Source organism: Vicinamibacterales bacterium (assembly GCA_041659285.1).
In the GTDB taxonomy this organism is placed as follows: Bacteria; Acidobacteriota; Vicinamibacteria; order Vicinamibacterales; family UBA2999; genus 12-FULL-67-14b.
Genome location: JBAZYO010000001.1, coordinates 325,355 through 348,816 on the forward strand (window position 1 = coordinate 325,355; position 23,462 = coordinate 348,816).

Consider the following 23,462-nt stretch of genomic DNA (forward strand, 5'->3'; position numbering starts at 1 on the left):
CAATGCAGCCTGAGCTTTCGATCGTCATCCCCGTCCACAACGAGTCGCCCAACATCAAGCCCCTCTATGAGGAGCTGACACAGACGTTGAGCACATACGGCCGTGCCTACGAGATCCTGATCGTGGACGACGGCAGCACCGACGACTCGTTCGAGCAACTGGCGGCGCTGCAGGCGCGCGACCCGCGGCTGCGGGTCATCCGCTTCCGCCGCAACTTCGGGCAGACCGCGGCCTTCGCCGCCGGCATCGCGCACGCGCGCGGCCGGCTGGTGATCACCTCCGACGGCGACCTCCAGAACGATCCGCGGGACATTCCGGCGATGGTCGCGCTCGTCGACCAGGGCAACGACATCGTGTGCGGCTGGCGCAAGGACCGCAAAGACACGTTCATCACCCGGCGCGTGCCGTCCATCCTGGCCAACAAGCTGATCTCGTGGGCCACCGGGGTGCCGCTGCACGACTACGGCTGCTCGTTGAAGGTGTTTCGCTCGGAGGTCATCAAGCCGCTGCGGCTCTACGGCGAGATGCACCGCTTCCTCCCGGCCATTGCCAGCCAGATCGGCGTCAAGATTGCCGAGATGGAAGTGAATCACCGCGCCCGGCGCGCGGGCGTCACGAAGTACGGGTTGTCGCGCACCATCCGCGTGGTGCTCGACCTGGCCACCGTCAAGTTCCTGCTGAGCTACTCGACCCGTCCGCTCCAGATTTTCGGGTTGATCGGCCTGATCGCCGGCGGCCTCGGCGCGCTCATCACCGGGTGGCTCGCCTACGTCCGCCTGTTCCAGCACCAGGGCATTGCCGACCGGCCGCTGCTGCTGCTGGGCGTGATGCTGATCTTCATTGGCGTGCAGTTGGTCACCTTCGGCCTGCTGGCCGAGGTGATGGCGCGCACGTACTACGAATCCCAGAACAAGCCCACCTACGTGATCCGCGAGGTATGCGAGACGCCCGATCTCGCCGTGGTCGCCCGTTGATGCCGGCCCGTCCCGCGCGCGAGCACGATCCGCGGATCACGGTCATCCAGCAGGAACTGTTCAACGAGAATCGCTCGAAGGCCGACAAGTACCGCGAGTTGTGCGTCGGCCGCCCGGGAGTGGGGGCGCTCGTCAAGTACGAGCTGGCGATGGTGCTGGCCAGCTGGGTGCCCGGCGCGATTGGCCTGCTCCTGAGATCGAAGCTGTATCCGCTGGTGCTCGGCTCGGTCGGCCGGAACGTCGTGTTCGGCGTCAACGTCACGCTGCGCCACCCCCACAAGATCCACATCGGCGACAACGTCGTCATTGATGACCTCTGTTGCCTCGATGCCAAGGGCACCGACAACCAGGGCATCCGGATCGGCAGCGGCGTCTTCGTCGGCCGCAACACGATTCTCAGCTGCAAGAACGGCGACATCATCATCGACGACCGGGCCAACATCGGGTTCAACTGCGAGATCTTCTCGGCCTCGCGGGTCCACGTTGGCAAGGACCTCCTGATGGCGGCCTACACCTACCTGGTGGGCGGCGATCACCTCTACGACCGCACCGACATCCCGGTGCTGCAGCAGGGGCGCACGGCGCGCGGCATCGAGGTCGGCGACGGCGTGTGGCTGGGCACCCACGTGGTGGTCACCGACGGGTCGGCGATTGGCCGTGATGCGATCATCGGCGCCGGGGCGGTCGTGGTCGGCGAGATCCCGGAGTTCGCGATCGCGACCGGCATTCCCGCGAAGGTCACGCGCGATCGCCGGGACCCGAGCCCCCAAGCCCCGAGCCCCCAGCCCTCCGCCTCCGCCGAGGCTTCCGCCTCCGCTCAAGCTACGGCGGACAAGCCGGCGGGCGAGCAAGCCTGAATATGTGCGGCATCGTCGGCATCATCGATCGTGATCAAAGCCGGCCCGTCGCCGCCGACGAGCTGCAGCAGATGGTGCGCATGCTGCACCACCGCGGCCCCGACGAAGAGGGCAGCATCACGCTCAACGGCGTCGGCCTGGGCATGCGGCGGCTGGCGATCGTGGACCTGGCCACCGGCCAGCAGCCGATCCTGAACGAGACCGGCGACATCAAGATTGTCGCCAACGGCGAGATCTACAACTACCAGGCGCTGCAGAAGGAGCTGGAAGGGCACGGCCACACGTTCCGGTCGCGCCAGTCCGACATCGAGGTGCTGGTCCATGCCTACGAGCAGTGGGGCGTGGACTTCCTCTGCCGCCTGCGCGGCATGTTCGCGGTGGCGATCTGGGACGGCCGCACCAAGACCCTGATTGCCGCGCGCGATCGCGCCGGTGAAAAACCGCTGTACTGGACGCAGACGTCGCGCGGCCTGCTGCTGGCGTCGGAAGTGAAGGCGTTGCTGGTGCGCCCGGAAGTGCCGCGCGAGCTGGATCCGATTTCGCTCGATCAGTTCCTGACCTACGAATACGTGCTGGCCCCGCGCACCATGATCAAGGGCATCCACAAGATCCCGCCTGCGCACTTCCTCCGCTATCACGACGGCGAGGTCTCGGTGCACCGCTACTGGGACGCGGCCGACGTGAGGGTGCGCGAGTGGGACGACCGCGAGGCGGCCGAGGCCCTGCGCACCGCGCTCAGGAAGGCGGTGGTCAGCCAGTTGATGGCCGACGTGCCGCTGGGCGCGTTCCTCTCCGGCGGCATCGATTCCAGCTCGCTGGTGGCGTTCATGAGCGAGTCCACCTCGCAGCCCGTGAACAGCTTCAGCATCGGGTTCGCCGACGGCACCTACAACGAGTTGCCGTACGCGCGCGAAGTGGCGGCGCTGTTCAAGACCAACCATCGCGAGCGCAGCGTGTCGCCGGACCTCGGCGATCTTTTCGAGCGGCTGGTGGTGCACCTCGACGAACCGTTTGCCGACGTCTCGATGTTCCCGACCTTCAGCGTCTCCGAGCTCGCGCGCGAGCACGTCAAGGTGGTGTTGTCGGGCGACGGCGGCGACGAGCTGTTCGGCGGCTACGACGCCTACCAGGCGCAGGCGCTGGCGGCCAAGCTCGGGTGGATGGGCGACGCGCTGATGCCGGCGCTGGCTGGTGTCGCCGCGGCCCTGCCGCCGACCGGGAAGAAGAAGGGGCTCGTCAACAAGGTCAAGCGGTTCAGCGCCGGCGCCACCACGGCCCCGGCCGACCTGGGGCACTACCGCTGGATGGTCTACCTGAACGCGCGCGAGAAGGCGCGGCTGTATCAAGGCGGGCTCCGCGACGCGCTGGGCGCGACCGACGTCTACGCCCCGGTGCGCGACGCGCTGGGGCGCTTCTCGCAGGACGATCTGCTCAACCGGCAGCTCTACGCCGACTTGAGCCTGTATCTGGCCGACGACATTCTCGTGAAGGTCGATCGGATGAGCATGGCGACCTCGCTCGAGACGCGCGCGCCCTTCCTCGACGGCGATCTCATGGAGCTGGCGTTCTCGATGCCGGGGCACCTGAAGATCCGCAACGGCGAGCGGAAATGGATCCTGAAGCAGGCCATGCGCGGCATTCTTCCCGACCGCATCCTGTCGCGCCGCAAGGAAGGCTTCAGCATCCCGATGAAGAACTGGCTGCGCCACGAGCTGCAGCCGCTGATGCGCGACCTGCTGTCACCGGCGCGCGTCGCGCGCCGCGGCCTGTTCGATCCCGCGGTGGTCACGGCGCTGATGGACGCGCACACTGCGGGCCGCGAGAACCACGCGCACACGCTGTTCCCGCTGATGGTGTTCGAACGCTGGGCCTCCGCGCATCTCTCATAGGCACCCCATAAAGGGGTGCCCTACCGCGAGTCTCTTGTAGGGCGCCCCTTTACGGGGCGCCGATCACCGTACAAAAGAGAAGGCGCACGGTTAACCCGTGCGCCCGTGATCACCGGCCGCGTCTGCGCAATCAGCGCAGGTGTGCGGTTTACTTCAGGTGCTTGCTGACCAGCTTGGTCATTTCGAACATGTTGACCGTGGCCTTGCCACCGAAGACGGGCTTCAGTGCGGCGTCAGCCTTGATCATGCGCTTGTTCTTCGCATCCTGCAGGCCGTTCTTCTTGATGTAGGCCCAGAGCTTCTTGGTGACCTCGGTACGCGGAATCGGCTTGCTGCCGACCACGGCCGCCAGCGCATCGCTGGGGGTGACGGGCTTCATGAACGCGGCGTTCGCTTTACGCGCGGGCTTCGCTTTCGCGGCTTTCTTCTTCGCAGTCTTGGCCATCTGTTCTCCTATGGGCAATCGCTCAACGACAGCGTTGCAGAGGGGAGGTTACTATAAGTTCGCACTTTTTCCCTATGAAAAGTACGCCCGCTCCCTCTGGTAACGGGGGTGGAGCCCGGTGGCGCCGCCTCAGTCACGCGGGAGGCGGTAGAAGGCTTCGACCTCGGCGACCTCGTTCCTGGCGCGCCACTCATCCCATCCGAGCGCGCGGGCCATGATGGCGCCGGCCCGTTCGAGCGCGTCGGCCCCGGGGTGCCCGGCCGCCCCGGCCTCGGTGCGGCGGATCACCGCGTCCCCCAGCTTGAGGGCCATTTCCCGGCGGGCGGCATAGAGGATTTCCGCTCCCAGCACGTCGCAGGAGCGCCCGAGCGGACGGGCCAGGGCCGGCACGTCGCGGGCGATCTGCAGCACGCTGTCATAGCCGGTGCCGTAGGTGGACGCGATGCGGCGCAGCGTGGCGGTGGGAATGCCTTCGACGTCCCGCAGGACCACCGCCTTCAGGAAGTTGTCGACGTGGTTCATGCTGCCGCCCAGGAGCGGGGTTTCCGCCGTGCGGCAGGGCGGCGGGGTGGCATGGCCCATGGCGCGAAACACGGCATCGACCGCCTGCTCGGCCGTGTGGCGCGCGGTCGTGTAGCGCACGCCGAACACCGACACCAGGCCGGGCAGCCCGTGCCGGCTGTGGTCCACGACCCGGCTCTCGCGCAGCAGGCGGACCTGGTGCCCATCCCCCGACACCATCGGCAGCAGGCCGCGATGGACCAGCAGCACGTCCGAGGTGGTCAGGCCGGCATGGGGGAACGCCTCGCGGGCGTCCTTCAGGAAGGCCTCCAGATCCCACCGCGACACCTTCAACTGGTCGGGCGAGCCGTCGTAGGCATCGTGGCTGGTGCCGAGCATCGAGACGTCGCGCCACGGCACCAGGAACAGGTAGCGGCCGCCCACCATGCCGCCGCAGGCGTGCGAGTCCACCAGCTTGCGGGTGACCACGTTCATGGCCCGCGACAGGCGCGGCGGCGGCGCCCCCTGGGCGGCGCGCGGCAGGTCGGTGAGCATCGACGCCGCCCACGGCCCGGCGGCGTTGACGACGACCGCGCCGCGGATGTCGAAGGTCGTGCCGGTCAGGCCGTCCTCGGCCTGCACCCCGACCACGCGGTCGCCGTCGCGGATGAACCGGTTCGCCTTGACGTAGTTGGCCGCGGTGGCGCCGGCGTCCACCGCCGACAGCAGGAACGACAGCGTCACGCGGTCGGTACTGGTCATCTGGTAGTCGTACCAGACCGCGCCGCCCGTCACCCCTTCCGGCGCCACGACCGGGTTGAGCCGGAGGGTCTCTTCCTTCGAGATGATCTGGCTGCGCGGCAGGTGCGACCCCGGGTCGGCCAGGCCCTCGTTGCGGTCGCGGGCCACCAGGTCGTTGATGGCCAGCGCGATGCGCATCGCCAGGGCCGAGCGCTTGGGGTTCCGCGTGGTGGCGACCACGAACGGCAGCGGGCGCACCAGGTGCGGCAGGATGCGGGCCAGGGCGCGGCGCTCCCGGATGAACAGGCGCATCTGCCGGAAGTTGAGCGACTGGAGCGAGCGCAGGCCCCCGTGCAGGGTCTTGAGGTTGTTGAAGGAGGTGGCGGCGCCGAAGTCGTCCTTGTCGATGATGGCGACCGACAGCCCGCGTTGAGCGGCATCCCACGCGACGGTGACGCCGTAAAAACCGGCGCCCACCACAATCAAGTCAAATCGGGTGTCTGCCAGCCTGCGGAGGTCGCGCGTCATGCTCGCCTTCGCTCGCCCATCGATGCACGCGAGCTTCGGCGAAGTCTCGCCGTAGCGGCCGTTGGCCGCGTAGGCGGAAACGAGTCCGCATTTTTGCCGTTGGGATACCGCATCAGAGAGCCGATATTGTACGATACAAGGTCGTGATCACCGAGATTCAACGCTACTGGAACCACCGCATCCACGATTTGGAGATGACCGACGAGCCGGTCGGCACCCGTGGGTTCTTCGACGATCTCGAGGATTACCGCTACGACAAGCTGCGCTACCTGCCGCAGCTGGTGGATTTCTCGGCCTACCAGGGCCAGCGACTGCTTGAAGTCGGCTGTGGCATCGGCACCGACCTCGCGCGATTCGCCGCCGGCGGCGCGCGCGTGACGGGCGTGGACCTGGCGCAGACGGCGATCGACCTTGCACGGAAAAACTTCGAGCTGCACGGGCTGGTCGCGGAGGACCTCCGTGTCGCCAACGGTGAGGCGCTGCCGTATCCCGACGCCTCGTTCGACGTCGTCTACGGCCACGGCGTGGTGCAGTACACGGCGGACGCCGCGCAACTGATTCGCGAATGCCACCGGGTGTTGAAGCCGGGCGGCACCGGCATCTTCATGGTCTACAACCGCGTCTCCTGGCTGAACGCGCTGTCGAAGGTGATGAAGGTCCCGCTGGAGCACGAAGACGCGCCGGTGCTGGTGAAGTACTCGATCGCGGAGTTCAAGAAGCTACTGACGCCGTTTGCCGAGGTGCGCATCGTGCCCGAGCGTTTTCCGGTGAAGTCGCGCCTGCACGGCGGCTGGAAGGGGCTGGCCTTCAACACGCTGTTTGTCGGAACCTTCAATGCGCTCCCTCGCGTCTGGGTGCGGCCGCTCGGCTGGCACCTGATGGCGTTTTGCCGAAAGTCGACAGCCGCGTGATGCGCCTGTTGTCCCTCATGTTCGTCGTCGCGGTCGTGTCAGGCTGCAATTCGAGCGCCCCGAGCACCCCGACCGCGCCCACCCCTCCGCCCACTCCGCCCCCGGTCGTGGTGGTGCCTGATCCCCCGACCGTGGTGTGCCCGTCCGCGGTGTCATCGACGACCACCGGGACCGCGCTGGCCGTCAGCTACACGACGCCGTCGGCCGAGGGGGGGCAGGCGCCGGTGACCGTGGCCTGCGCGCCGGCGTCGGGCTCGACGTTCCCGATTGGCGCGAACGAGGTGCGGTGCACGGCGACCGACTCGCTCAACCGATCGGCGTCGTGCGTGTTCGGCGTGACCGTCTCGCGCCTGGCCACCATCAGCAAGACCAAGTTCCTCGCCTTCGGTGACAGCATCACGGTTGGTACTGTGTCCACGCTCAACCCGTCGGGCGATCCGCCCTACATCAACACCGATGTGCCGGGCGCGTCGTACCCGACCGTGCTGCGGCAGTTGCTCGCGGCGCGGTACGCCTCCCAGGCCATCACCATGATCAACGAAGGGAAAGGCGGCGAGAGGGCGGTGGACGGGGTCGGCCGGGCTTCCAGCGTATTCAACGCGAATCGCCCCGAGGTGGCCTTGATCATGGACGGCTACAACGACCTCGGCGCCGGGGAAGCCGGTATTGACCCGGCCATCGCGGCCATCAACGACATGGTGAAGGACGCCCGCTTTCGCGGGGCGCGGGTGTTCGTGGCGACGCTGACGCCGCCGCCGGTGAATGTGAACCGCGGGATTTCCAATACGACCATCGTGCGGTTCAACGACAAGCTCAAGATCATGGCGCGCGGCGAGAACGCCGTGCTGGTGGACGTCTACGCCGCGTGGGCCAGCGACCCCAACCGCTATAACAGCGCCGACGGGCGGCACCCGAACGAAGCGGGCTACCGAAAGATCGCGGAAACCTTCTTCGCCGCCATTCAGGCCGAATTGGAGGTCAAATGAAGAAAGGCGTGCAATAGCGCGCAGGATTTATTAATATTGAAATATATTGCGAACGGCGCTCATCTTCGGATCGACAATATCGGTCCTCGTCGCACTGACTTACACCGCCTGGCTCACCGTGCCGGGGTTCGAGGGCCGGGCCCGGAATATCACCCTGGCCCAGCGGCCACCTGATCCTGCCTATTATCTGGCGCACGACCGCGGCGGCCATCTCGATCATCACGTCCTGTACCACGGCACCGATGCCGAGGCCATTGCCAACCTGAAGAGCGCCGACATCCTGTTCGTCGGGACGTCGCGCATGATGTTCGCGCTGCGGTCCCGCGTCCTCGCCCCGTGGGCCCAGGCCTACGGGGTCACCTATTACGCGCTGGGCTTCGGATTTCGCGAAGGCGACACGTGGGCGCTGGAGCTGATCAAGAAGTACGACCTCCGGCCGCGCATCGTCGTGGTGAACGTGGATGGGTTCTTCGGCCGGCCTCTCAGCACCTGGGCGGAACGGGTGATCAAAGATACGCCGTTCGGCGCCCGCAAGCGGTTATGGGAGGGAGAAATTGGCCACGAGGCCCGGCGGGCGATTCACCAGGTGATCCCCAACTGGATCGACCTCTACGGCCGTCCCGGTTTTCCGTTTGGCAATGAGTTCATCGCCTACCGCTCGCGCCGGGACGGGGTCTGGTCCATTTCGCCCTGGCCCAAGCCGGCGATGGCGGCGCCCAGCGAAGACTACGGGGCGGTGGCGGTTGGCCCTCGCCTCGGCGATCCCGCCCGAGCCTTCAAGGCCGAACTCGATCGGCGGGGCAGCCGCATGGTCCTGACTTACGTGCCGACCCCCGATGATGCCGGCGGCAACCCGGTGGCGCTCGGCGCGGTGCTCGGGGTGCCGGTGGTGGGCATGGACGTGGACGGCCTGACTTCGCACGACGGCAGCCACCTCAGTGAAGAGAGCGCGGTGTTCTGGAGCCGTCGCCTGATCGACGACCTCACGCCGTACCTGCCGGCGGCGGTGCCCAGGTGAGTTTCGTTTCGTGGGCCTTCGTCATCCTGTTTCTCATCGTCTTCGCGGCGCGGCTGACGGTCGGGCGCCGCAAGATCGAAACCGCTTACGTCGCGGTGCTCCTCGTCTCCAGCACCATCTTCTACGCGTGGCACGTGCCGATCTACATCCTCGTGCTGGTGACCAGCGCGGGCGTGGACTTCCTGGCGGCGCTCGCGCTGGAACGGGTACCGGTCACCGCCGTCACCAGACGACGGTGGATTCTCGCCGTGTCGCTTGGCGTCAACCTTGGATTGCTGGGATTCTTCAAGTATTCCAACCTGCTGATCGATACGACGGTCCGGGCCGCGTCGGCACTCGGCTATCGCCTCGAGCCGCCGGAGGTATCGCTGATCCTGCCGATGGGCATCAGCTTCTACACCTTCCAGTCGATGTCGTACACGATTGACGTGTACCGCGGCTTGCTGAAGCCGCAGCGCAGCTTCAAGTCCTTCTTCCTCTACATCATCTTCTTCCCGCAACTGGTGGCCGGTCCCATTGTGCGGGCGGTGGACTTCCTGCCGCAGATGCCGCGGCCGCGCCGGCTTCGATTGCGCGTTTTCTACGAGGGTGTCTGGCTGATCATCGTCGGCTTCTTCCTGAAGATGGTGTGCGCCGACAACCTGGCCGTCTACGTGGACGAGTATTGGGATCTTGGCTATCGGGAGCAGGCGAACGCCGGCTTCACCTTGTGGCTGGCGCTGATGTTCTCGGGGCAGATCTTCGCGGACTTTGCCGGCTACTCCAGCATCGCGAGGGGTCTGGCCTACCTCCTTGGCTACCGCCTGCCGGTCAACTTCAACGCTCCCTACGTCGCGGGTTCCCTGAAGAACTTCTGGGAGCGATGGCATATCACGCTGTCGAGCTGGTTACGCGACTACCTCTATGTGCCGCTCGGCGGCAACCGGCGCGGACGGGTGCGGACTTACGTCAACTTGCTGCTGGTCATGGTGCTCGGCGGCCTCTGGCACGGCGCGGCCTACACCTACATCGTCTGGGGCGCCATCCACGGCGTGGCACTGGCGGTCGAACGCGCCCTGGGGCTGCAACACGACCGGGGCCTCGGCCGCTTCGGCGGGGTGCGGCTGGTGTGGTTCGGCGTGACCCAGTGCGTGGTCCTGTGTGCGTGGGTCTTCTTCCGCAGTTCGTCGTTCGCGAACGCCAGCACGTTCATGGCCAACATCGCCACGATGGACCTGGTGAGGCCTGCCGGCTGGATGTGGGTGGGAACCCTCTTCCTGCTCCCGCTCGTGATCCACCACGCCTGGGTCTGGGCCGAAGAGCGAGGCACCGTGCCGTCGTTGCCGGCGGCCGCGCGCGCGTCCCTGGCCGCGGTGATGGTCTACGGAATCGTGACGCTCTACGCCGGCACCAGCGATTTCATCTACTTCCAGTTCTAGCCGCAGATTCTGCATAAGACGGTTCCAGCCGCAGATTCCTCGCAAGAACGGCTTCCAGCCGCAGATTCTGCGCAAGGAATAGGTTGAATTAATGCCGAACCGGGGCGGAACTCCGCAAAGATAGCGATGCGTGACTTCCTCCTCGGCGCGCCTCGCGGTTCGCCTCATTGCGGCAGTATCGCTGGCTGGCATTGCCGCGGCCTATCTCAGCGTCATTCGCCCATGGGGGGGCCTTGTCAGCACGGTGGTGCTCGGCTGGTTCATCCTTCCGGGCGTCACGTTTGCGCGCATCCTGACTCGCAGCGCCGACACCCGCGCGCACTGGCTGCTGGGGCCGGTGTGGGGCGTGGGCATTTCCGTCCTGGGGTTGCTGGCGCTATGGCAGATGGGTGGGCGCGGCGCGTGGATACTGATTCTGGCGCCCTGGCCCCTCTGGCTCCTGAACCGGCTTCCGCTCCAGCGCATCGGCATCGACTTGCGGATGCCGCGCCTCGATCGCCGCGATTTGGTGGCGGTGCTCCTGTTGTTCCTGTTGGTACCGCTCATCGCCGGCGCGCCGTTCGCGCGCGTGGCCGAGCCGGTCGATGATGGCGGCAAGGCGTATCGCGCCTACTTCACCGCCGACTTCGTGTGGGCGATGACCGTGGTGGCGGAGGTCAGCAAGGGCGATATCCCGCCGAAGAATCCATTCCAGTTTGGCGGCACGCTGCACTACTACTGGCTCGCGCACTTTCTCTCGGCGGTCGAGTACCGCGTTCTCGGGCCCTGGGGCTTGACGATCGAAGAAGTGACGCTCGCCAACTCCCTGGCGTATGGCCTGGTGTTCATCGCGTTCTTGTACGGCTTCGTGCGCGCGTTTGGCGCTACCGCCGGCGCCGCGGCCACGGCGTGCGCGCTCGTGTTTCTCGCCAACAGCTACGAGGCTCTGGATCGGCTGGTGGTGTGGTGGAGCGACGGCGCCATCATCCCGCTGCTCGGGCAGATCAATGTCGATGCCGTGACGCGGTGGTTCTATTCGGGAATGCCGGTGGACGGGTTGCACCGGATGCTCCTCTACCAGCCGCATCACCTGGGCGGCTACGCCATCGGCCTGTCGGCCTTGCTCATCGTCGCCCGGACCACCGACGCCGCCAGGCCGCTGGTCGCGCTGACCATTGGATCGTTCCTGGCCTTGAGCCTGTTGTTGACGAGCTTCGAAGCCATCATCATCGGCGTTGCCGTCTCTATCGTTTATGCCTTTCGGCTGTTGGCGCCTTCCCGGTGGAAGGCGATTCCGCTGTGCGCCATCCTCGGCGCCGTGCCGGTGTTCGCGGCCTTCGAGGTGTCTGAGGCGCTGGCCTACGTCGATCCAGCGGCGAAGACGCTGGTGCGGTTTGGACCAAATCCGGTGGCGCTGATGCACTGGCAGTACGTCCTGCTCCTCAGCTTCGGGCCGATGCTCATCCTCGGCGCCATCGGCGCGCTGGTCGCGGTAGTCGGCCGCCGGAGCGAAACGCTGCCGATCGCCGCGCTGGCCGCGGTCGCGCTGGGCTTCTACTTCCTCACCGATGTCCCGGACATGCAACACGTGTGGGTGGGCTGGCGCGCGGGGCACCTGCTGTTTGTGTCGTGCACCGTGTTCACGGCCGTCCTGCTGACGTCGGCACACCGGGCGCCGCTCGGCGTGAAGGTGGCGGCGTGGGCGCTGGTCGGCGTGCTGGCCGTGGCCGCGCTGCCGACGGTGGCCATGGACATCTACAACGCTCAGGACATTACCAACACCGGTCCGGGACCGGGATTCCCCTGGACGCTGGTGCTGTCGCGCGACGAAGTCGAGGCGCTGAACTGGCTGAAGACGCAGACGCCTCCGGATGTCATCGTCCAGCCGAATGTGGCGGAACGCGCGAATGCGTCGTGGGGCTACATTCCCGCCTTCGGTGAACGCCGCATGGCGGCCGGGCTGCCGATTGCCATGATTCCGATGCAGCCGTACCAGGATGCCTCGACGTTCGTGGGGAACGCGATCTTCGGCCAGGCCGATCCGAAGGCGCGGGCTCTGATGGCGCAACAGCTGCACATCGACTATCTGTACGTCGGGCCGGCCGAACAGGAGCGCCATTCCGAACTGGTGGCGTCGTTCGACTCGCGTTCGGACTTGTTCCCGGTGGCGTTCAGGAACAGGGAGGTCGTTATTTACCTGGTCGCGCACTGACGTCGGCGATCACGTCCTCGAGGTGGGTCTCGAGCGACCGCTGCGGCGCATAGCCGAACGCGCGCCGTGCCGCGGTGATGTCGGCGACCGAGAACCGCAGTTCGCCCTCTCGCGCCGGCTCGTAAGTGGGCGCGAGGTCCCTGCCCAAGCGATCGATCAACAACCGCGACAGCACGTTGAGCGACGTGCTGCGCCCGCTTCCCAGGTTGAACGTCCCCTCGGCGTGGCCGAGCGAGGCGAGCACGCCATCAGTGATGTCGTCCACGTGCACGAAGTCGCGCTGCTGCTCGCCGTCGCCGAGAATCACCGGCGCCTCTCCACGCAGCAGCCGCGTCACGAAGATCGTGATCACCCCAACGTACGGCGTGTAGCTTTGCCCGGGGCCGAACGTGTTGAAGAAGCGCAGGACCGTCAGCGGCACGCCCACGCTCGACAGCATCTGCCGGCACACCCGCTCCGCCGCCAGCTTGCCGATGCCGTACGGCGACAGTGGCTCGGTGGTGTAGCCCTCCGCAATGGGCATGGGCGCCGGGCAATCCGCGTAGACCGCCATCGATGACGCCAGCGTGAACCAGCGCACGCGCGCCGGATCGACCAACCTCACGATGTTCGCCGTGCCCATCAGGTTGGTGTCGAGGTCCTCGTAGAACCGATCGAAGCTGCCGCGGATGGTGACCTGCGCGGCGAGGTGGATGACGCCATCGACGCCGGCCAGGGCCGCGGTTACCGCGGCCCGGTCGCGCACGTCGCCCTGCACGAACCGCGCGCCATCCGGCACCACCTCACGACGCCCCATCGACAGGTTGTCGAGCACGGTCACCTGGAGGCCCTTCGCCAGCAGCGCCCGCGTCACGTGGGAGCCGATGAAGCCGGCGCCGCCGGTCACGAGGATGTGCGTGAGCGGCGTCACGACCGCAGGCCGGCGACCACAGTGGGGCAGTGGACGGAGTGCTCGCCGGTCAACACCACGGCATCCAGGTCGGTGGTGGAATCCACGACCACGCCCGGCATGATCACCGAATTCGAGATCCGGATGGGGTAGCGCACCTCGACGTGGGCGCCAATGACGCTGTTGTCGATCGTGGCGCCCGGCGGTATCGCGGCCGTGGGATCGATGACGGAGGCCAGCCCATGCCGCTTCAGCTCCAGCAGGTTGATCAGGAGCAGGTCCTCGGGCTTGGTCAGGTTGAGGTCGCGCTCGACAATGGGGTGGTGCTTCACGACGTAGCCGTCGTCGATCAGGATCTGGATGCTGGTGGTGATCTCGTATTCGTCGCGCATGGCGGTGCGCGGCGTGCGGCGGATGGCGTCGAAGATGTGCTGGTCGAACACGTAGAGGCCGCAGCCCTTCAACTGGCTGTCGACGTAGCGCGGCTTCTCGATCACGCGGGACACGCGGCCGGTGCCGTCCGCCTGGATCACGAAGTTGCGCCGGACCATGGCCGGGTCGGGCTCGTACATGCTGACCAGACTGGCGTTGCAGCGGCCCTCGAACACGTCGTCCATCAGCGGTCGCAGCGGCGCCTTCAGGTGGAAGTGAATGTCGCCGAGCATTAGCAGGAACGGCGCCTGCACGTACGGCTCCAGCGCCCCCACCGCGTGGGCGAGGCCGAGCGTGCCTTCCTGCCCGACCATGTGCAGGTCCACGCCGAGGGTGGCGCCCCCGCCGAGGACGCTGGCGATCTGGTAGCCGAGGTGGCCGACCACCACGTAGATCGTGGTGATGCCGAGGTCCCGCATCACGTCGATCTGCCGCGAGATCAGCGGCCGGTTGAGGATGGGCAGGATCGGCTTGGGATGTTGATCCGAGAAGGGGAACATCCGCGCGCCCTTGCCGGCGGCCAGGATCACGCCGACCATTCGCGAACCGAGATCAGGCACGGGACTCTCCCTCGAACTTGCAGCGGACCAGCTCGCGCATCACGCGCACCGCGTCAAAGGCGCGGATCTTCTTGCCTTCCTCGAAGGTGCGGCCGTAGAAGCTGACTGGCACTTCCGCGAACCGCGCCCCGCGTTGCGCCAGCCGCGCCGTGAACTCGGCCTCGAAGTCGAAGCCGTTGGCGCGAATGCGCAGGCCCTCGATCAACGGCCGGCGGTACATCTTGTAGCACGTCATCAGGTCGGTCAGCTGCACGCCGTAGAGCCCACGGCTGGCGCCGGTCATGACCAGGTTACCCATGCGATTCAGCCACCGCATCCGCTCGATCGAGCCCTTGAAGCGGCTGCCGTAGACGACGTCGGCCTGCCCGGCGAGAATGGGCGCCACCAGCTGCTTGTAGTCCTGGGGGTCGTACTCGAGGTCGGCGTCCTGGTGCACGATGATGCTGCCGGTGGCCAGCGTCCACAGGTGCTTGATGACGCCGCCGCGCCCGACGTTTTCGTCCATGAAGATGACCTTCACGCCTGGCAGCTGAATGGCCGACAGGATCTCGCGGGTGCCGTCCGTGGACCCGTCGTCGGCGACCAGGACCTCGAGGTCCACGCCGGCATCCACCGCGACCACGGCGTTGAGGAGTTTCTCGATGGTGGGGCGCTCGTTCCACACGGGCACCAGCACGCTCAGGCGTTCACGAGGCATGGGACGTCCTGGAAGCACCGAGGATTGACGACAGCGCCCGGCCGCGGACGTTCACGGGCTGGCGCCTGGCGACGATGATGGAGCGGGACTCGAACTCGATGCCGTCCTGACGCCACTGCTTCAGTTGCTGGCGCAGCAGCGGCAGGGCGGTGCGCTCCGCGGCGCTGAGTGACTTAGCCTCGAGCCGATCGATCACCGCCAACTCGAGGTCGGCGACGCCGCGTCCGGCGTCGAGCGCGAGAAAGCCGCGCCCGTCGGCGAGTGGAATGATCGAGATGCCCTTGAGGTTCTGGAACGGCTCCGGCTTCACCAGGATGAGGGCGCGCTGCCCGGGCAGCTGGACCAGCTCGGCGAGGCTGTTCTGGCGCTTCCTCTCCGTCTTGAGCGTGCGTTCGTGCAGCTTCACCACGGCCCAGCCCAAGTCGGCGTCTATGGTGGACAGCCAGTCCACGACATCGTCCGGCAGGGTGAGGGTGACCAACTGGGCGGGCCGGCCGAATTTCAGGGGCCGGCCGCGTTTGCCTTCGGAAGCGGGTCTCATTGGGGCCAGTGCGACAACCCCGAATTATTACAAGAAAACAGCCGCCGAGTCATCAGCCATTCGCTGGGCCGGGCGGCGTTCCCTCTGGCGGATTTGTTTGAAACAAATCAGAGCGCGGCGGCCGGCGGCACCGCGGGGACCGACGGCGGCGGCAGCGGCGCGCGCGAACCGCTGCGCCGCTTCTCCATCGAGGCGCGCACCAGGAAACGCGCGTACGGCACCACCTGCTTGATGGCGGCCACGTTCATCTGGCACGGGCTGAGGCAGGTCGGGCACTTGTGGTCGCGGATTTCCTTGCGATGGGCCTGTGACGTCTCGCGGAAGTAGATGGCTTCCGCGTCCTCCTTGGTCACGTTGCCCATAATCTCGCTGTTCTCGCAGAAGAACAGGTCGCCGTTCGGGTTCAACATGACGCCCTGCGTCTGGAACGGGCAGGGCGCGGTGCGGTGATAGCCGTTGGCGATCATGTCCGCATAGTGCATGTAGATGTAGTTCTGGCCGTCGAGCAGCGGATCCTGCCGCACGCGATCCATGAAGAAGTTCCGCATCGTCTGCTCTTCGGCGCCGATCGGCTTCATGCCCGCCTCGAGCTCGCTGTTGCCGAGCATGGCGTCGGTGAAGCGCACCATGTTGAAGACGATGTCGAGCTTTTCCTTCTTCGCCCACGCCAGGATGTTGTCGGCGTCGGCGAGGTTCTGCGAGAAAATGGTCGACGAAATCCCGAAGTTGAACTTGTAGGTCTTCTGCAGTTCCTGCATCGCGGCAATGGTCTTGCCGGCCTTTTCGAAGGCGTTGCGGACGTTGCGGACCGAGCCGTGCATCTCGTTCACGCCGTCGATCGAGACGCGCATCGAGAAGATGATGTTGCGCTCGTTGCACAGCTGGACCACCTTGGTCAGCATCGGAATGGCGCGATGATGCGTGATGCCGGTGGTGTTGAGCGTCAGCTTGCGCAGTTTCGGGAACTTGTCGATCATCACGCGGCAGATCTCGACCATGTCGTTGCGCGTGGTGGGCTCGCCACCCGACAACGACGCGTTCTCGATGTCCTTCCACAGCGGCGAGCTGAACGCTTCTTCGATCTGCTCGAGCGTCATGTCTTCCTTGCGGTTGCCGCGCGTCCAGTTGCTGCACATCTCGCAGCGGGCGTCGCACACAAACGTGCAATGGAAGATGAAGACCGTCGGATGAAGCGGGGTGTACTTGGCGACCGCGGCGCGAACGAAATCGCGGGGGGCGCTCATCGCCGCTTTGGCGAGGTACTTGGCGGCGTATGTCTGTGCCATGCTAAGTACAAGATTCTACAGGATTTTCAGGCCGATGGCGACCTAACCTTCAGGTTGTCGGATCCCTCGCGCCTTCAGCCACAACCACAGCCCAGGCAGGTTCCCGGCGAGCCCGGTCAGGACGATGAGCGTAGACAAGGCGAAGGCGGCGCTGTCGTCCACGCCCATCGGCCGGAGCAGCCACACGATCACGCCCTGCGGCAGACCGAAACCGCTGATCGAGATGGGGAGCAGCAACATCAGCAGCCCGACCGGCATGAACAGCAGGAAGTAGCTGAACGGCACGGTCATGCCCAGCCCAAGACCCAGCAGGTAAGCCTGGGTAATCCGCAGCAACTGGACCACCAGGGACCACGCCATCACGTGGGCCAGCACGCCGCGGCGGGTGCGGTACCGGCTCACGGCGTCGCTCAGGCGGAGCACCCGCCGTGTGACCGACCGCCCGTGGCGATGCGCGGGCACCGCCCAGCGGATCCACTGGTCCGCCCAGAAGGCCGCCACGCAGGCGCCGCCGACCACGGCCACGGCGCCGACCATCCGCCAGTCGCTGCGGCCTTCGGGCGCCCACGCCACGACGCCAGCCACGCCCATCGACACCAGGGACAGCACCCCGAGGACGCGATCCACCGCCACCGACGCCAGCGCCTCGCTGCCGGTCGTGGACTCGCGGGCCAGACCGTAGGCCCGCGCCGCATCCGCGCCGACCCCCGCGGGCAGGAAGCTGCCGACAAACGAACTCACCAGGAACAGCCGCGTGGCGTCGGCCGTGGAAATGGCAATGCCGCTGGCCCGCAGCAGCAGGATCCAGCGCAGGATCATCACGGCGCGATCGACCAGCACCAGCACCAGGACGACGGCGAGGTGGGGCCGGCTGATCGCCGCCACCGCGCGCGCGGCGTCGCCCATGTCGATGCGGGTGGAGAGGTAAGCGAGGATGGCCCCGGTGATGACCAGCCGGACCAGCGTGGACCGGGTCGCGCGGGCGAGGAGGTCCTGCACGCCGCTCACCCGGCCGCGGGTTTTCTGGCGACGAAGGTCAGGGTTTCGAAGAGGTTCTTGCGGATCTTGAAGAGCAGGTCTACCGTCCCGGTGTAGCGCGACAGCGCGTCCATCCCGGGAATGTTCACCAACAGCGCGCCGGCCGCCAGCGCGTCACGCGCCACGCCCGTCGCCATGCCAATGCCGCGTTCGACGTGTTGAATCTCGAAGCCGCCATCGTTGAACAGCTGCTTGACGCGGCGCTCGGTCGTCACGAAGTTGTGCGTGTAGTCCACGTCCCAGAAAAAGGTGCGCTCCTTGAGATAGTCGGGCACCACCACGAACAACACCCCGCCCGGGCGCAGCGCCCGCAGCGCCTCGGCCGTGAACGCCCGTGCCGCATCGATGCCGCTCATGTGCTCGAGCACCTGGTCGGCGTAGACCACGTCCATGCTGGCGTCCGGCACGGGAATCGGCGGTGCCCAGGATTCGATCACGCGCAGGCCTTTCTGGCGCAGCACGTCGATCAGGATGGGGCTCGCCTCGATGGCCGTGTAGTTCCAGCCGGCCTCGACCGCCTGCTCGGCCAGCGTGCCGTGACCTGGGCCCACTTCGACCATGTCGCCTGGGGCCGGCTTGAAGCGATGGAGCAGACCGAGGCGATGCTGCTCGATGCGCCCTCGGCGCGAGCTGCCATAGGTGGTCAGCTTCTTTTCGGAGAACGACTTGTAGAAGGTGGACGGCTCAGCCACGGTTTGTGAGTGTACATGAAGCGGGGGTGACCGCCGAAGCGATCACCCCCGCAGGTTTGTTAAACGACAACCCTTCCAGGCGGGTCGAGGCTACGAGCCGATGAAGCCCAGCGAGCCGCGGCCCGGAGGATAGACGTTCTGGTTCGACGGCAGCCTGCCGAGGTAGTCCTGGTGCCACCCGTAGTTGTTGCCACCAGCGCCCGAGATCAGGTCCCACGCCTCGCGCGTGTTGCAGCGGACCAGCACGTCGTCTGACGGCGGACGGCCGCCGCCGGCGTCCTTCACGCACCAGTTCGAGTCAGGTCCTTGCGGGTTGTAGCGGGCGTGGCCGTAGTGGATGGCCGCGACCGCGCCGAACATGAAGTTGATGCGATAGTCGCGTGTCGAGCTACCGCCCAGGTTGAAGCGGCCGGCGTTGTGAATGCCCACGATGATGTTGAACGCCTCGTTGAAGCTGATCGTGCGGGCCGGGCCAATCGTGCCGCCGGTCGGCGTCGTCACCACCACCACCACCGGCGCCAGCACGGTGCGGAAGATGCCCCACACCGACCACGGTCCGCGTTCACTGTCGAGGCCGGCGCGGATGCGCCACGCATAAACCGTGTCGTACGCCAGGTCGGTCGGCACCTGGTGCGAGCCGCCGTTTGCCGTTTCACCGACCGTCTGTGTGTAGATGACCTTGTCGGTGGAGTCGACCACTTCGATCTCGTAGAAGAAACCGAAGGGGGTGTGCTTGCCGGACGCGTTGGTCCAGATCAGCGTCGGGCGGCGGCTGTCGGTCCGTTCGCTGTCGAACGGGGAGACGATGCCAGGTGCAGTCACCTTCAGCGTCGAGCCATCGCCGTTGGCGGCAGTCTGACCGCCGGCGGCCGCTGACGGTGACGTAGGGGACATGGGGGTTCCGGTGCAGGACACACCCAGAGCGACAATCGCCACGACGGCGACCACGGACACGTGCTTCATCAAGTTCAGTTCTCCTCTGACTCCACCAAGACACCTTGCGCATCGCCGCTGGGAGACGATGTCTTGGAAGAGCAAACGCCGCCAATTATAGCAAAGGACGGCGGAAATTCTAAGCTCAACCGCCAGAACATGCCTGTTTACTTTGATTTAAGTGCTATTTACAGTCTTTCACCATGTTAGGATGTCTCGTTTGGGTCTGCTCAGGACCCCCTTAGATTTGGAGCGAAGGATACGATGCGAAAACTCGCAGTGTTGATGATGTTGGGTCTGGTGCTTGGCGGCACGCGTGAAGCGGCCGCGCAAGGCGCCCCGGATGATCGCGTCTACCTGAGTATCGGTTTTGGCGTGGAATCAGGATCCTCGGACTCGAACGACACGAAGCAGTACACGCTGTACGACGAGCCGGCGACGACAAATACCAGTGCCACGTGGACATCGGGCAGTCTATTCGGTGGCGGAGTCGATTTCCGGGTCATCAAGAACCTGACGGTTGGCATCAGCTATCACCAGGAGACCAACACCTCCGATACGGCGATTACCGGGACCGTGCCCCACCCGATCTTCTTCAACCGTAACCGCACCTTCAGCACCACCGCGGGGGGCCTCTATCGCCGCGAGAACGCCACCCATGTGAGCGTGGGTTGGATTGTGCCGATCGGCTCCAAGCTCGACGTGCTCGTGTCCGGCGGCCCGTCGTTCTTCCGCCTGGAGCAGGACATTGTCAGCGACGTCATCGTCGTCGAGCGCGACCAGACGTTCGCTGAAGTTGTGACGGCGCCCACGATCGTGTCGCAGAAGCGCAGCGTGACCGGCTACAACGCCACGGCCGATGTGACCTACATCCTCTGGCAGAATGACCGCGTGCGGCTCGGCGCCGGCGGGTTCGTGCGCGTCACCGGTGCGACGACCGACGTCCGCCTGCTGGTGAGCGACATCGAAACCAAGGTGGGCGGCGTCCAGTTCGGCTTCGGCGCTCGCATCCGCTTCTAGGACCGGCAAGGACAAACCTTCAGGTTTGTCCACCGCGGCGACACCACAAGGGACAGGCTTTCGGGCCTGTCCCTTTTATTTTGCCCGCGGCTTCCGCAGGTCCACCGCCACCAGCCTGCCTTGCAGGCCAGCTGGCAACGGCACCCTTTCGAACCCCTCCAGGTAGAACCGCAGGTCGTCTCGCCCCTGGAGCAGCCCGTCGCCCATTGAACTGAAGAAGAACTGCGCGCCGTATCGTTTGCGCAGGTTCTCGATGACATCCGGCGAGATGCTGGCCTGGTCGAAGGTCCATCCCTGGCGCCGCGCGAAGTACACCAGCATGGGCGAATTGACGCCAAACCGGTCGTAGTCCACCGTGATGATGAGCGCGTCTGGCGGCACCACCGATTGAATGAAGTTGCCGTGAGCGATGAAATACGTCGTCAGGTAGTCTGGCCGATAGAGGCCTGCAATGACGTTCGACCCGCGGAACCCCTGCACCGCGGCGGCGGTCAGCACGACGCTCATGGCGGCCACCGCCAGGCCAATCGGCAGGAATCGTTTCAGGTAGGCGCCGTCGAACAGCGGTGCGGCCCCGACGCCGAACAGCAGGGCGAGTGCCGGCATCATGGGCAGTTGGTGAAACTCGTGGTTCCACTGGCCTTCGGCGCTGACCACGATGAGCGCGAATGCCCCGAGCACCCATAACAAGACCGGCAGCGCGCGGCCCGCGCGCCACGACAGGAACAAGCCGGCCAGGGCGCCGACGGCCCCCGGCCCCGTCAGGTGCAGTCCCCAGAACCGATCCATCATGCCCAGCCAGAACTCGGAGCTCACAAGACGCTTCGCGGTGGCAAAGTGAAAGGTCGTGTAGAAGAACGTATTCGGGGCGATGTCGGCTGGATACGTGCCTGACGGCCGGAACACGGCCTGCGTCAGCCCGGTCTCGAGGAAGATGCGATCGGCATACCAGTACCACGCCGCAATCAGGGCCACGGCGACCGCGCCGCCCGCCCACAGCGCCCGGTTCCGGAACGCCCCCCAGCCAAGCCACGACAGCGCCAGCCCGCCGATGGGCGCCAGCACCACGATGGCCGGCAGCTTCACGAGCGCGGCGAGCGCCGTGAGCGTGCTGGCGATCACCGCCCGGGACGGGTGTGGCTGCTCGAAGTGCCAGTCCCACGCGATTACCGCGGCGATCATGAAGGTGACCATTGGCGTGTCGGACATGAGGGCGCGCCCGAAGAACACCAGCGATGGCGACACCGCGAACAGGAACGCCGCACCGCGGCCGGCCGCAGTGCCGAACAGGCGGCGGCCCAGGATGAAGATGAGGATCACGGAGGCGATCGAGAAGGCCATCGAGACCAACCGCCCCGAGATGTGGCTTTCGCCGAAGACCCGCCAGACGATCGCCGTGAGGTAGTGGAGCAGCGGGAACTCCATCCCCACCACGCCGTTGAGCCCGCCCCACGACACCCGGGGCAGAAACGGGTTCATGACCCCTTCAGCGAAGTGGCGCGTGATGTCGGCGTTGGTGACCTGGCGCCAGCTGTGACCTTCAACGAAGGGAACGTCGAGGCGATACAGCCGGAAGGCGATGGCGAGGAGGACGATGAGCAAAACCGCGAGGTCGAACGACGGTCGTCGTCCGGCCTCGCGATTGGTGGTGGTCACGGCGGGGTACTTTATCACCCCGCTCGCAAGGGCTACGGCAGCGCCGAGCGCGGCGGTGGGAAGACGTTCTGGTTGCTCGGCAGGATGCCGATGGAGTCAACGTGGAACGAGTAGCCGTTCCCGCCGGCGCCGCCGATCAGGTCGTAGGCGTCACGCGTGTTGCACCGCACGATCACGTCGTCCGAGATGGGGCGGCCGCCGCCGGCGTCCTTGACGCACCAGTTCGAGTCGGGTCCCTTGTTGTTGAACCGCGAGTGGCCGTAATGCACGGTCGCCGCGGCGCGCATCAAGAAGCCGATCCGCTGGTCGCGCGTCGAGCTGGAGCCCAGGTTCCAACCTTCGGCATCGTGCACGCTCTTGATGATCTGCATCGCCTCGCTGGCTGAGATCGTGCGCGCACCGCCAATGGGGCCGGTTGACGTGGGTGGCGTCGTCGGACTGGGCGTGGGCGTGGGCGGTGGCGGCGGCGCCGGCGTCCGGAACGACATTGTCGTCGAGTAATTCGACTGCTTGGTGCCGTCGGTGGCATAGACGCGCCAGTAGAACGTGGTGCTGTACGGCAGCTCGCCGAGCGTCATCGTGGTCGAGCCGTTGGTGCCGGGCGCGGCGGTGACGAGGGCGGTGAGGTTGCCCAGGTCGGCCGAGGGCGAGATCTCGAAACGGTAGACCACTCCAGTGGTGCCGGAGATGGCGCCGTTGGTGACGCGGAACTCAGGCTTGTTGGTGGTCAGCGTGCCGTTTGGCGCGATCGGCGTCGGTGGGTCGATGACCACCGGGGGCACCACGCTGAAGCTCGACACGGCCGAGTAGGGCCCGGTGTTGGCGCCGTCGGCGGCGCGCGAGCGCCAGTAGTAGGTGTAGCCGGCTCCCAACGGCTCAGGCAACCGGTACGACGTGCGTCCGCCGTCACCCGGAGTGATGCGGTCGGCCTTGTGTACGACCTGCTGGAAGGCCGTGTCGGTGCCGACTTCCAACTCGAGCCAGAGGGCGCGGACGCCACTGGTGCCCGGGTTTTCAATCAGCAGGCTAGGCGGTTCCGCGCCGAAGGTCAGCGTGGAGCCGGCGCCGGGCTCGAGCGGCTTGGGCGCCGTAATCGAGACCCCGGGGATCGGCCCGGCGACCGAGGGGGCCGTCGGATTCGCGCTCTTGGCGGCTTCGCAGCCGCCAAGGCCAAGTGTGGCAACAAGGGCAATCAGCCCTCCGAAGGGGTGGAGTCTCGGCATTACAGGATTCCCTTAAACTTGAGATATCGGACACAA

21 protein-coding genes are annotated in these 23,462 nt (G+C 66.3%); 9 read left to right on the plus strand and 12 right to left on the minus strand.

Annotated elements, in window-relative coordinates:
* Positions 1–2 precede the first annotated feature (2 nt).
* Genes WC815_01490 through asnB form a run of 3 tightly spaced genes read left to right on the plus strand, consistent with a single transcriptional unit; the run spans position 3 to position 3,720 of the window.
* Entirely contained in the window at positions 3–974 is a 972-nt protein-coding gene (locus tag WC815_01490) for a glycosyltransferase family 2 protein (protein ID MFA5907427.1), read from the plus strand.
* Positions 974–1,831 carry an acyltransferase gene (locus WC815_01495; protein MFA5907428.1) on the plus strand — a complete coding sequence of 286 codons (858 nt, stop codon included), beginning with the start codon at positions 974–976 and terminating at the stop codon, positions 1,829–1,831. The genes WC815_01490 and WC815_01495 overlap by 1 nt, the downstream gene beginning before the upstream one ends.
* Before the next feature lie 2 nt (positions 1,832–1,833).
* A complete protein-coding gene (gene asnB, locus WC815_01500) occupies positions 1,834–3,720 on the plus strand; it encodes an asparagine synthase (glutamine-hydrolyzing) (protein MFA5907429.1) in 1,887 nt (628 codons plus the stop codon).
* A gap of 148 nt (positions 3,721–3,868) precedes the next feature.
* On the opposite strand, the gene WC815_01505 is transcribed toward asnB, so the two are convergent.
* A complete protein-coding gene (locus tag WC815_01505) occupies positions 3,869–4,165 on the minus strand; it encodes an SWIB/MDM2 domain-containing protein (protein MFA5907430.1) in 297 nt (98 codons plus the stop codon).
* A 129-nt stretch (positions 4,166–4,294) separates the two neighbouring features.
* On the minus strand, positions 4,295–5,935 hold the full coding sequence (locus WC815_01510) for a glycerol-3-phosphate dehydrogenase/oxidase (protein MFA5907431.1): 1,641 nt from the start codon (positions 5,933–5,935) through the stop codon (positions 4,295–4,297).
* On the opposite strand from WC815_01510, the gene WC815_01515 reads away from it, so the two are divergent.
* From WC815_01515 to WC815_01535, 5 genes are all read left to right on the plus strand, one after another.
* Complete coding sequence (locus tag WC815_01515) at positions 5,908–6,846, plus strand: class I SAM-dependent methyltransferase (GenBank protein MFA5907432.1); 939 nt, start codon at positions 5,908–5,910, stop codon at positions 6,844–6,846. The two genes, WC815_01510 and WC815_01515, sit on opposite strands and share 28 nt — an antisense overlap.
* Entirely contained in the window at positions 6,822–7,832 is a 1,011-nt protein-coding gene (locus WC815_01520; protein MFA5907433.1) for a GDSL-type esterase/lipase family protein, read from the plus strand. Before WC815_01515 ends, WC815_01520 begins: the two co-directional genes overlap by 25 nt.
* Positions 7,833–7,878: 46 nt before the next feature.
* A complete protein-coding gene (locus WC815_01525) occupies positions 7,879–8,850 on the plus strand; it encodes a hypothetical protein (protein MFA5907434.1) in 972 nt (323 codons plus the stop codon).
* The gene (locus tag WC815_01530; protein MFA5907435.1) at positions 8,847–10,268 is read left to right on the plus strand and encodes an MBOAT family O-acyltransferase; all 1,422 of its coding nucleotides are present in this window, start codon (positions 8,847–8,849) and stop codon (positions 10,266–10,268) included. Before WC815_01525 ends, WC815_01530 begins: the two co-directional genes overlap by 4 nt.
* 130 nt (positions 10,269–10,398) lie before the next feature.
* On the plus strand, positions 10,399–12,459 hold the full coding sequence (locus WC815_01535) for a hypothetical protein (protein MFA5907436.1): 2,061 nt from the start codon (positions 10,399–10,401) through the stop codon (positions 12,457–12,459).
* On the opposite strand, the gene WC815_01540 is transcribed toward WC815_01535, so the two are convergent.
* The 8 genes from WC815_01540 to WC815_01575 all read right to left on the minus strand — a co-directional run bounded on the left by WC815_01540 (position 12,437) and on the right by WC815_01575 (position 19,557).
* Positions 12,437–13,369, minus strand: a complete 933-nt coding sequence (locus WC815_01540; protein MFA5907437.1) for an NAD-dependent epimerase/dehydratase family protein — start codon at positions 13,367–13,369, stop codon at positions 12,437–12,439. The genes WC815_01535 and WC815_01540 overlap by 23 nt on opposite strands.
* Positions 13,366–14,340 (minus strand): sugar phosphate nucleotidyltransferase, encoded by a 975-nt coding sequence (locus tag WC815_01545; GenBank protein ID MFA5907438.1) that lies wholly within the window; start codon positions 14,338–14,340, stop codon positions 13,366–13,368. The genes WC815_01540 and WC815_01545 overlap by 4 nt, the downstream gene beginning before the upstream one ends.
* The gene (locus WC815_01550) at positions 14,333–15,037 is read right to left on the minus strand and encodes a glycosyltransferase family 2 protein (GenBank protein ID MFA5907439.1); all 705 of its coding nucleotides are present in this window, start codon (positions 15,035–15,037) and stop codon (positions 14,333–14,335) included. The genes WC815_01545 and WC815_01550 overlap by 8 nt, the downstream gene beginning before the upstream one ends.
* Positions 15,027–15,578 (minus strand): hypothetical protein, encoded by a 552-nt coding sequence (locus WC815_01555; GenBank protein ID MFA5907440.1) that lies wholly within the window; start codon positions 15,576–15,578, stop codon positions 15,027–15,029. Before WC815_01555 ends, WC815_01550 begins: the two co-directional genes overlap by 11 nt.
* 107 nt (positions 15,579–15,685) lie before the next feature.
* A complete protein-coding gene (locus tag WC815_01560) occupies positions 15,686–16,864 on the minus strand; it encodes a radical SAM protein (GenBank protein MFA5907441.1) in 1,179 nt (392 codons plus the stop codon).
* Positions 16,865–16,906: 42 nt separating this feature from the next.
* Entirely contained in the window at positions 16,907–17,863 is a 957-nt protein-coding gene (locus WC815_01565; protein ID MFA5907442.1) for a lysylphosphatidylglycerol synthase transmembrane domain-containing protein, read from the minus strand.
* 5 nt (positions 17,864–17,868) lie between these two features.
* Positions 17,869–18,594, minus strand: coding sequence for a class I SAM-dependent methyltransferase (locus WC815_01570; GenBank protein ID MFA5907443.1), 726 nt, complete (start codon positions 18,592–18,594; stop codon positions 17,869–17,871).
* A 90-nt stretch (positions 18,595–18,684) separates the two neighbouring features.
* The gene (locus WC815_01575) at positions 18,685–19,557 is read right to left on the minus strand and encodes a hypothetical protein (GenBank protein ID MFA5907444.1); all 873 of its coding nucleotides are present in this window, start codon (positions 19,555–19,557) and stop codon (positions 18,685–18,687) included.
* Positions 19,558–19,791: 234 nt separating this feature from the next.
* Between WC815_01575 and WC815_01580 the strand changes: the two genes are divergently transcribed.
* Positions 19,792–20,547, plus strand: coding sequence for a hypothetical protein (locus tag WC815_01580; protein ID MFA5907445.1), 756 nt, complete (start codon positions 19,792–19,794; stop codon positions 20,545–20,547).
* 75 nt (positions 20,548–20,622) lie between these two features.
* Here the strand turns inward: WC815_01580 and WC815_01585 are convergent, their stop codons facing one another.
* Together WC815_01585 and WC815_01590 are read right to left on the minus strand one after the other, a co-directional pair.
* Positions 20,623–22,203: a glycosyltransferase family 39 protein gene (locus WC815_01585; protein ID MFA5907446.1), complete on the minus strand. Its 1,581-nt coding sequence runs from the start codon at positions 22,201–22,203 to the stop codon at positions 20,623–20,625.
* 32 nt (positions 22,204–22,235) lie between these two features.
* Entirely contained in the window at positions 22,236–23,426 is a 1,191-nt protein-coding gene (locus WC815_01590; protein MFA5907447.1) for a hypothetical protein, read from the minus strand.
* Between the last annotated feature and the right edge of the window lie 36 nt (positions 23,427–23,462).

Bases quoted from the DNA above. Each gene is read 5' to 3' on its own strand.
- WC815_01580 (MFA5907445.1), top strand. From the start codon at position 19,792: ATGCGAAAACTCGCAGTGTTGATGATGTTGGGTCTGGTGCTTGGCGGC.
- WC815_01495 (MFA5907428.1), top strand. From the start codon at position 974: ATGCCGGCCCGTCCCGCGCGCGAGCACGATCCGCGGATCACGGTCATC.
- WC815_01590 (MFA5907447.1), bottom strand. From the start codon at position 23,426: ATGCCGAGACTCCACCCCTTCGGAGGGCTGATTGCCCTTGTTGCCACA.
- WC815_01555 (MFA5907440.1), bottom strand. From the start codon at position 15,578: ATGAGACCCGCTTCCGAAGGCAAACGCGGCCGGCCCCTGAAATTCGGC.
- WC815_01575 (MFA5907444.1), bottom strand. From the start codon at position 19,557: ATGAAGCACGTGTCCGTGGTCGCCGTCGTGGCGATTGTCGCTCTGGGT.
- asnB (MFA5907429.1), top strand. From the start codon at position 1,834: ATGTGCGGCATCGTCGGCATCATCGATCGTGATCAAAGCCGGCCCGTC.
- WC815_01560 (MFA5907441.1), bottom strand. From the start codon at position 16,864: ATGGCACAGACATACGCCGCCAAGTACCTCGCCAAAGCGGCGATGAGC.
- WC815_01510 (MFA5907431.1), bottom strand. From the start codon at position 5,935: ATGACGCGCGACCTCCGCAGGCTGGCAGACACCCGATTTGACTTGATT.
- WC815_01490 (MFA5907427.1), top strand. From the start codon at position 3: ATGCAGCCTGAGCTTTCGATCGTCATCCCCGTCCACAACGAGTCGCCC.
- WC815_01505 (MFA5907430.1), bottom strand. From the start codon at position 4,165: ATGGCCAAGACTGCGAAGAAGAAAGCCGCGAAAGCGAAGCCCGCGCGT.
- WC815_01550 (MFA5907439.1), bottom strand. From the start codon at position 15,037: ATGCCTCGTGAACGCCTGAGCGTGCTGGTGCCCGTGTGGAACGAGCGC.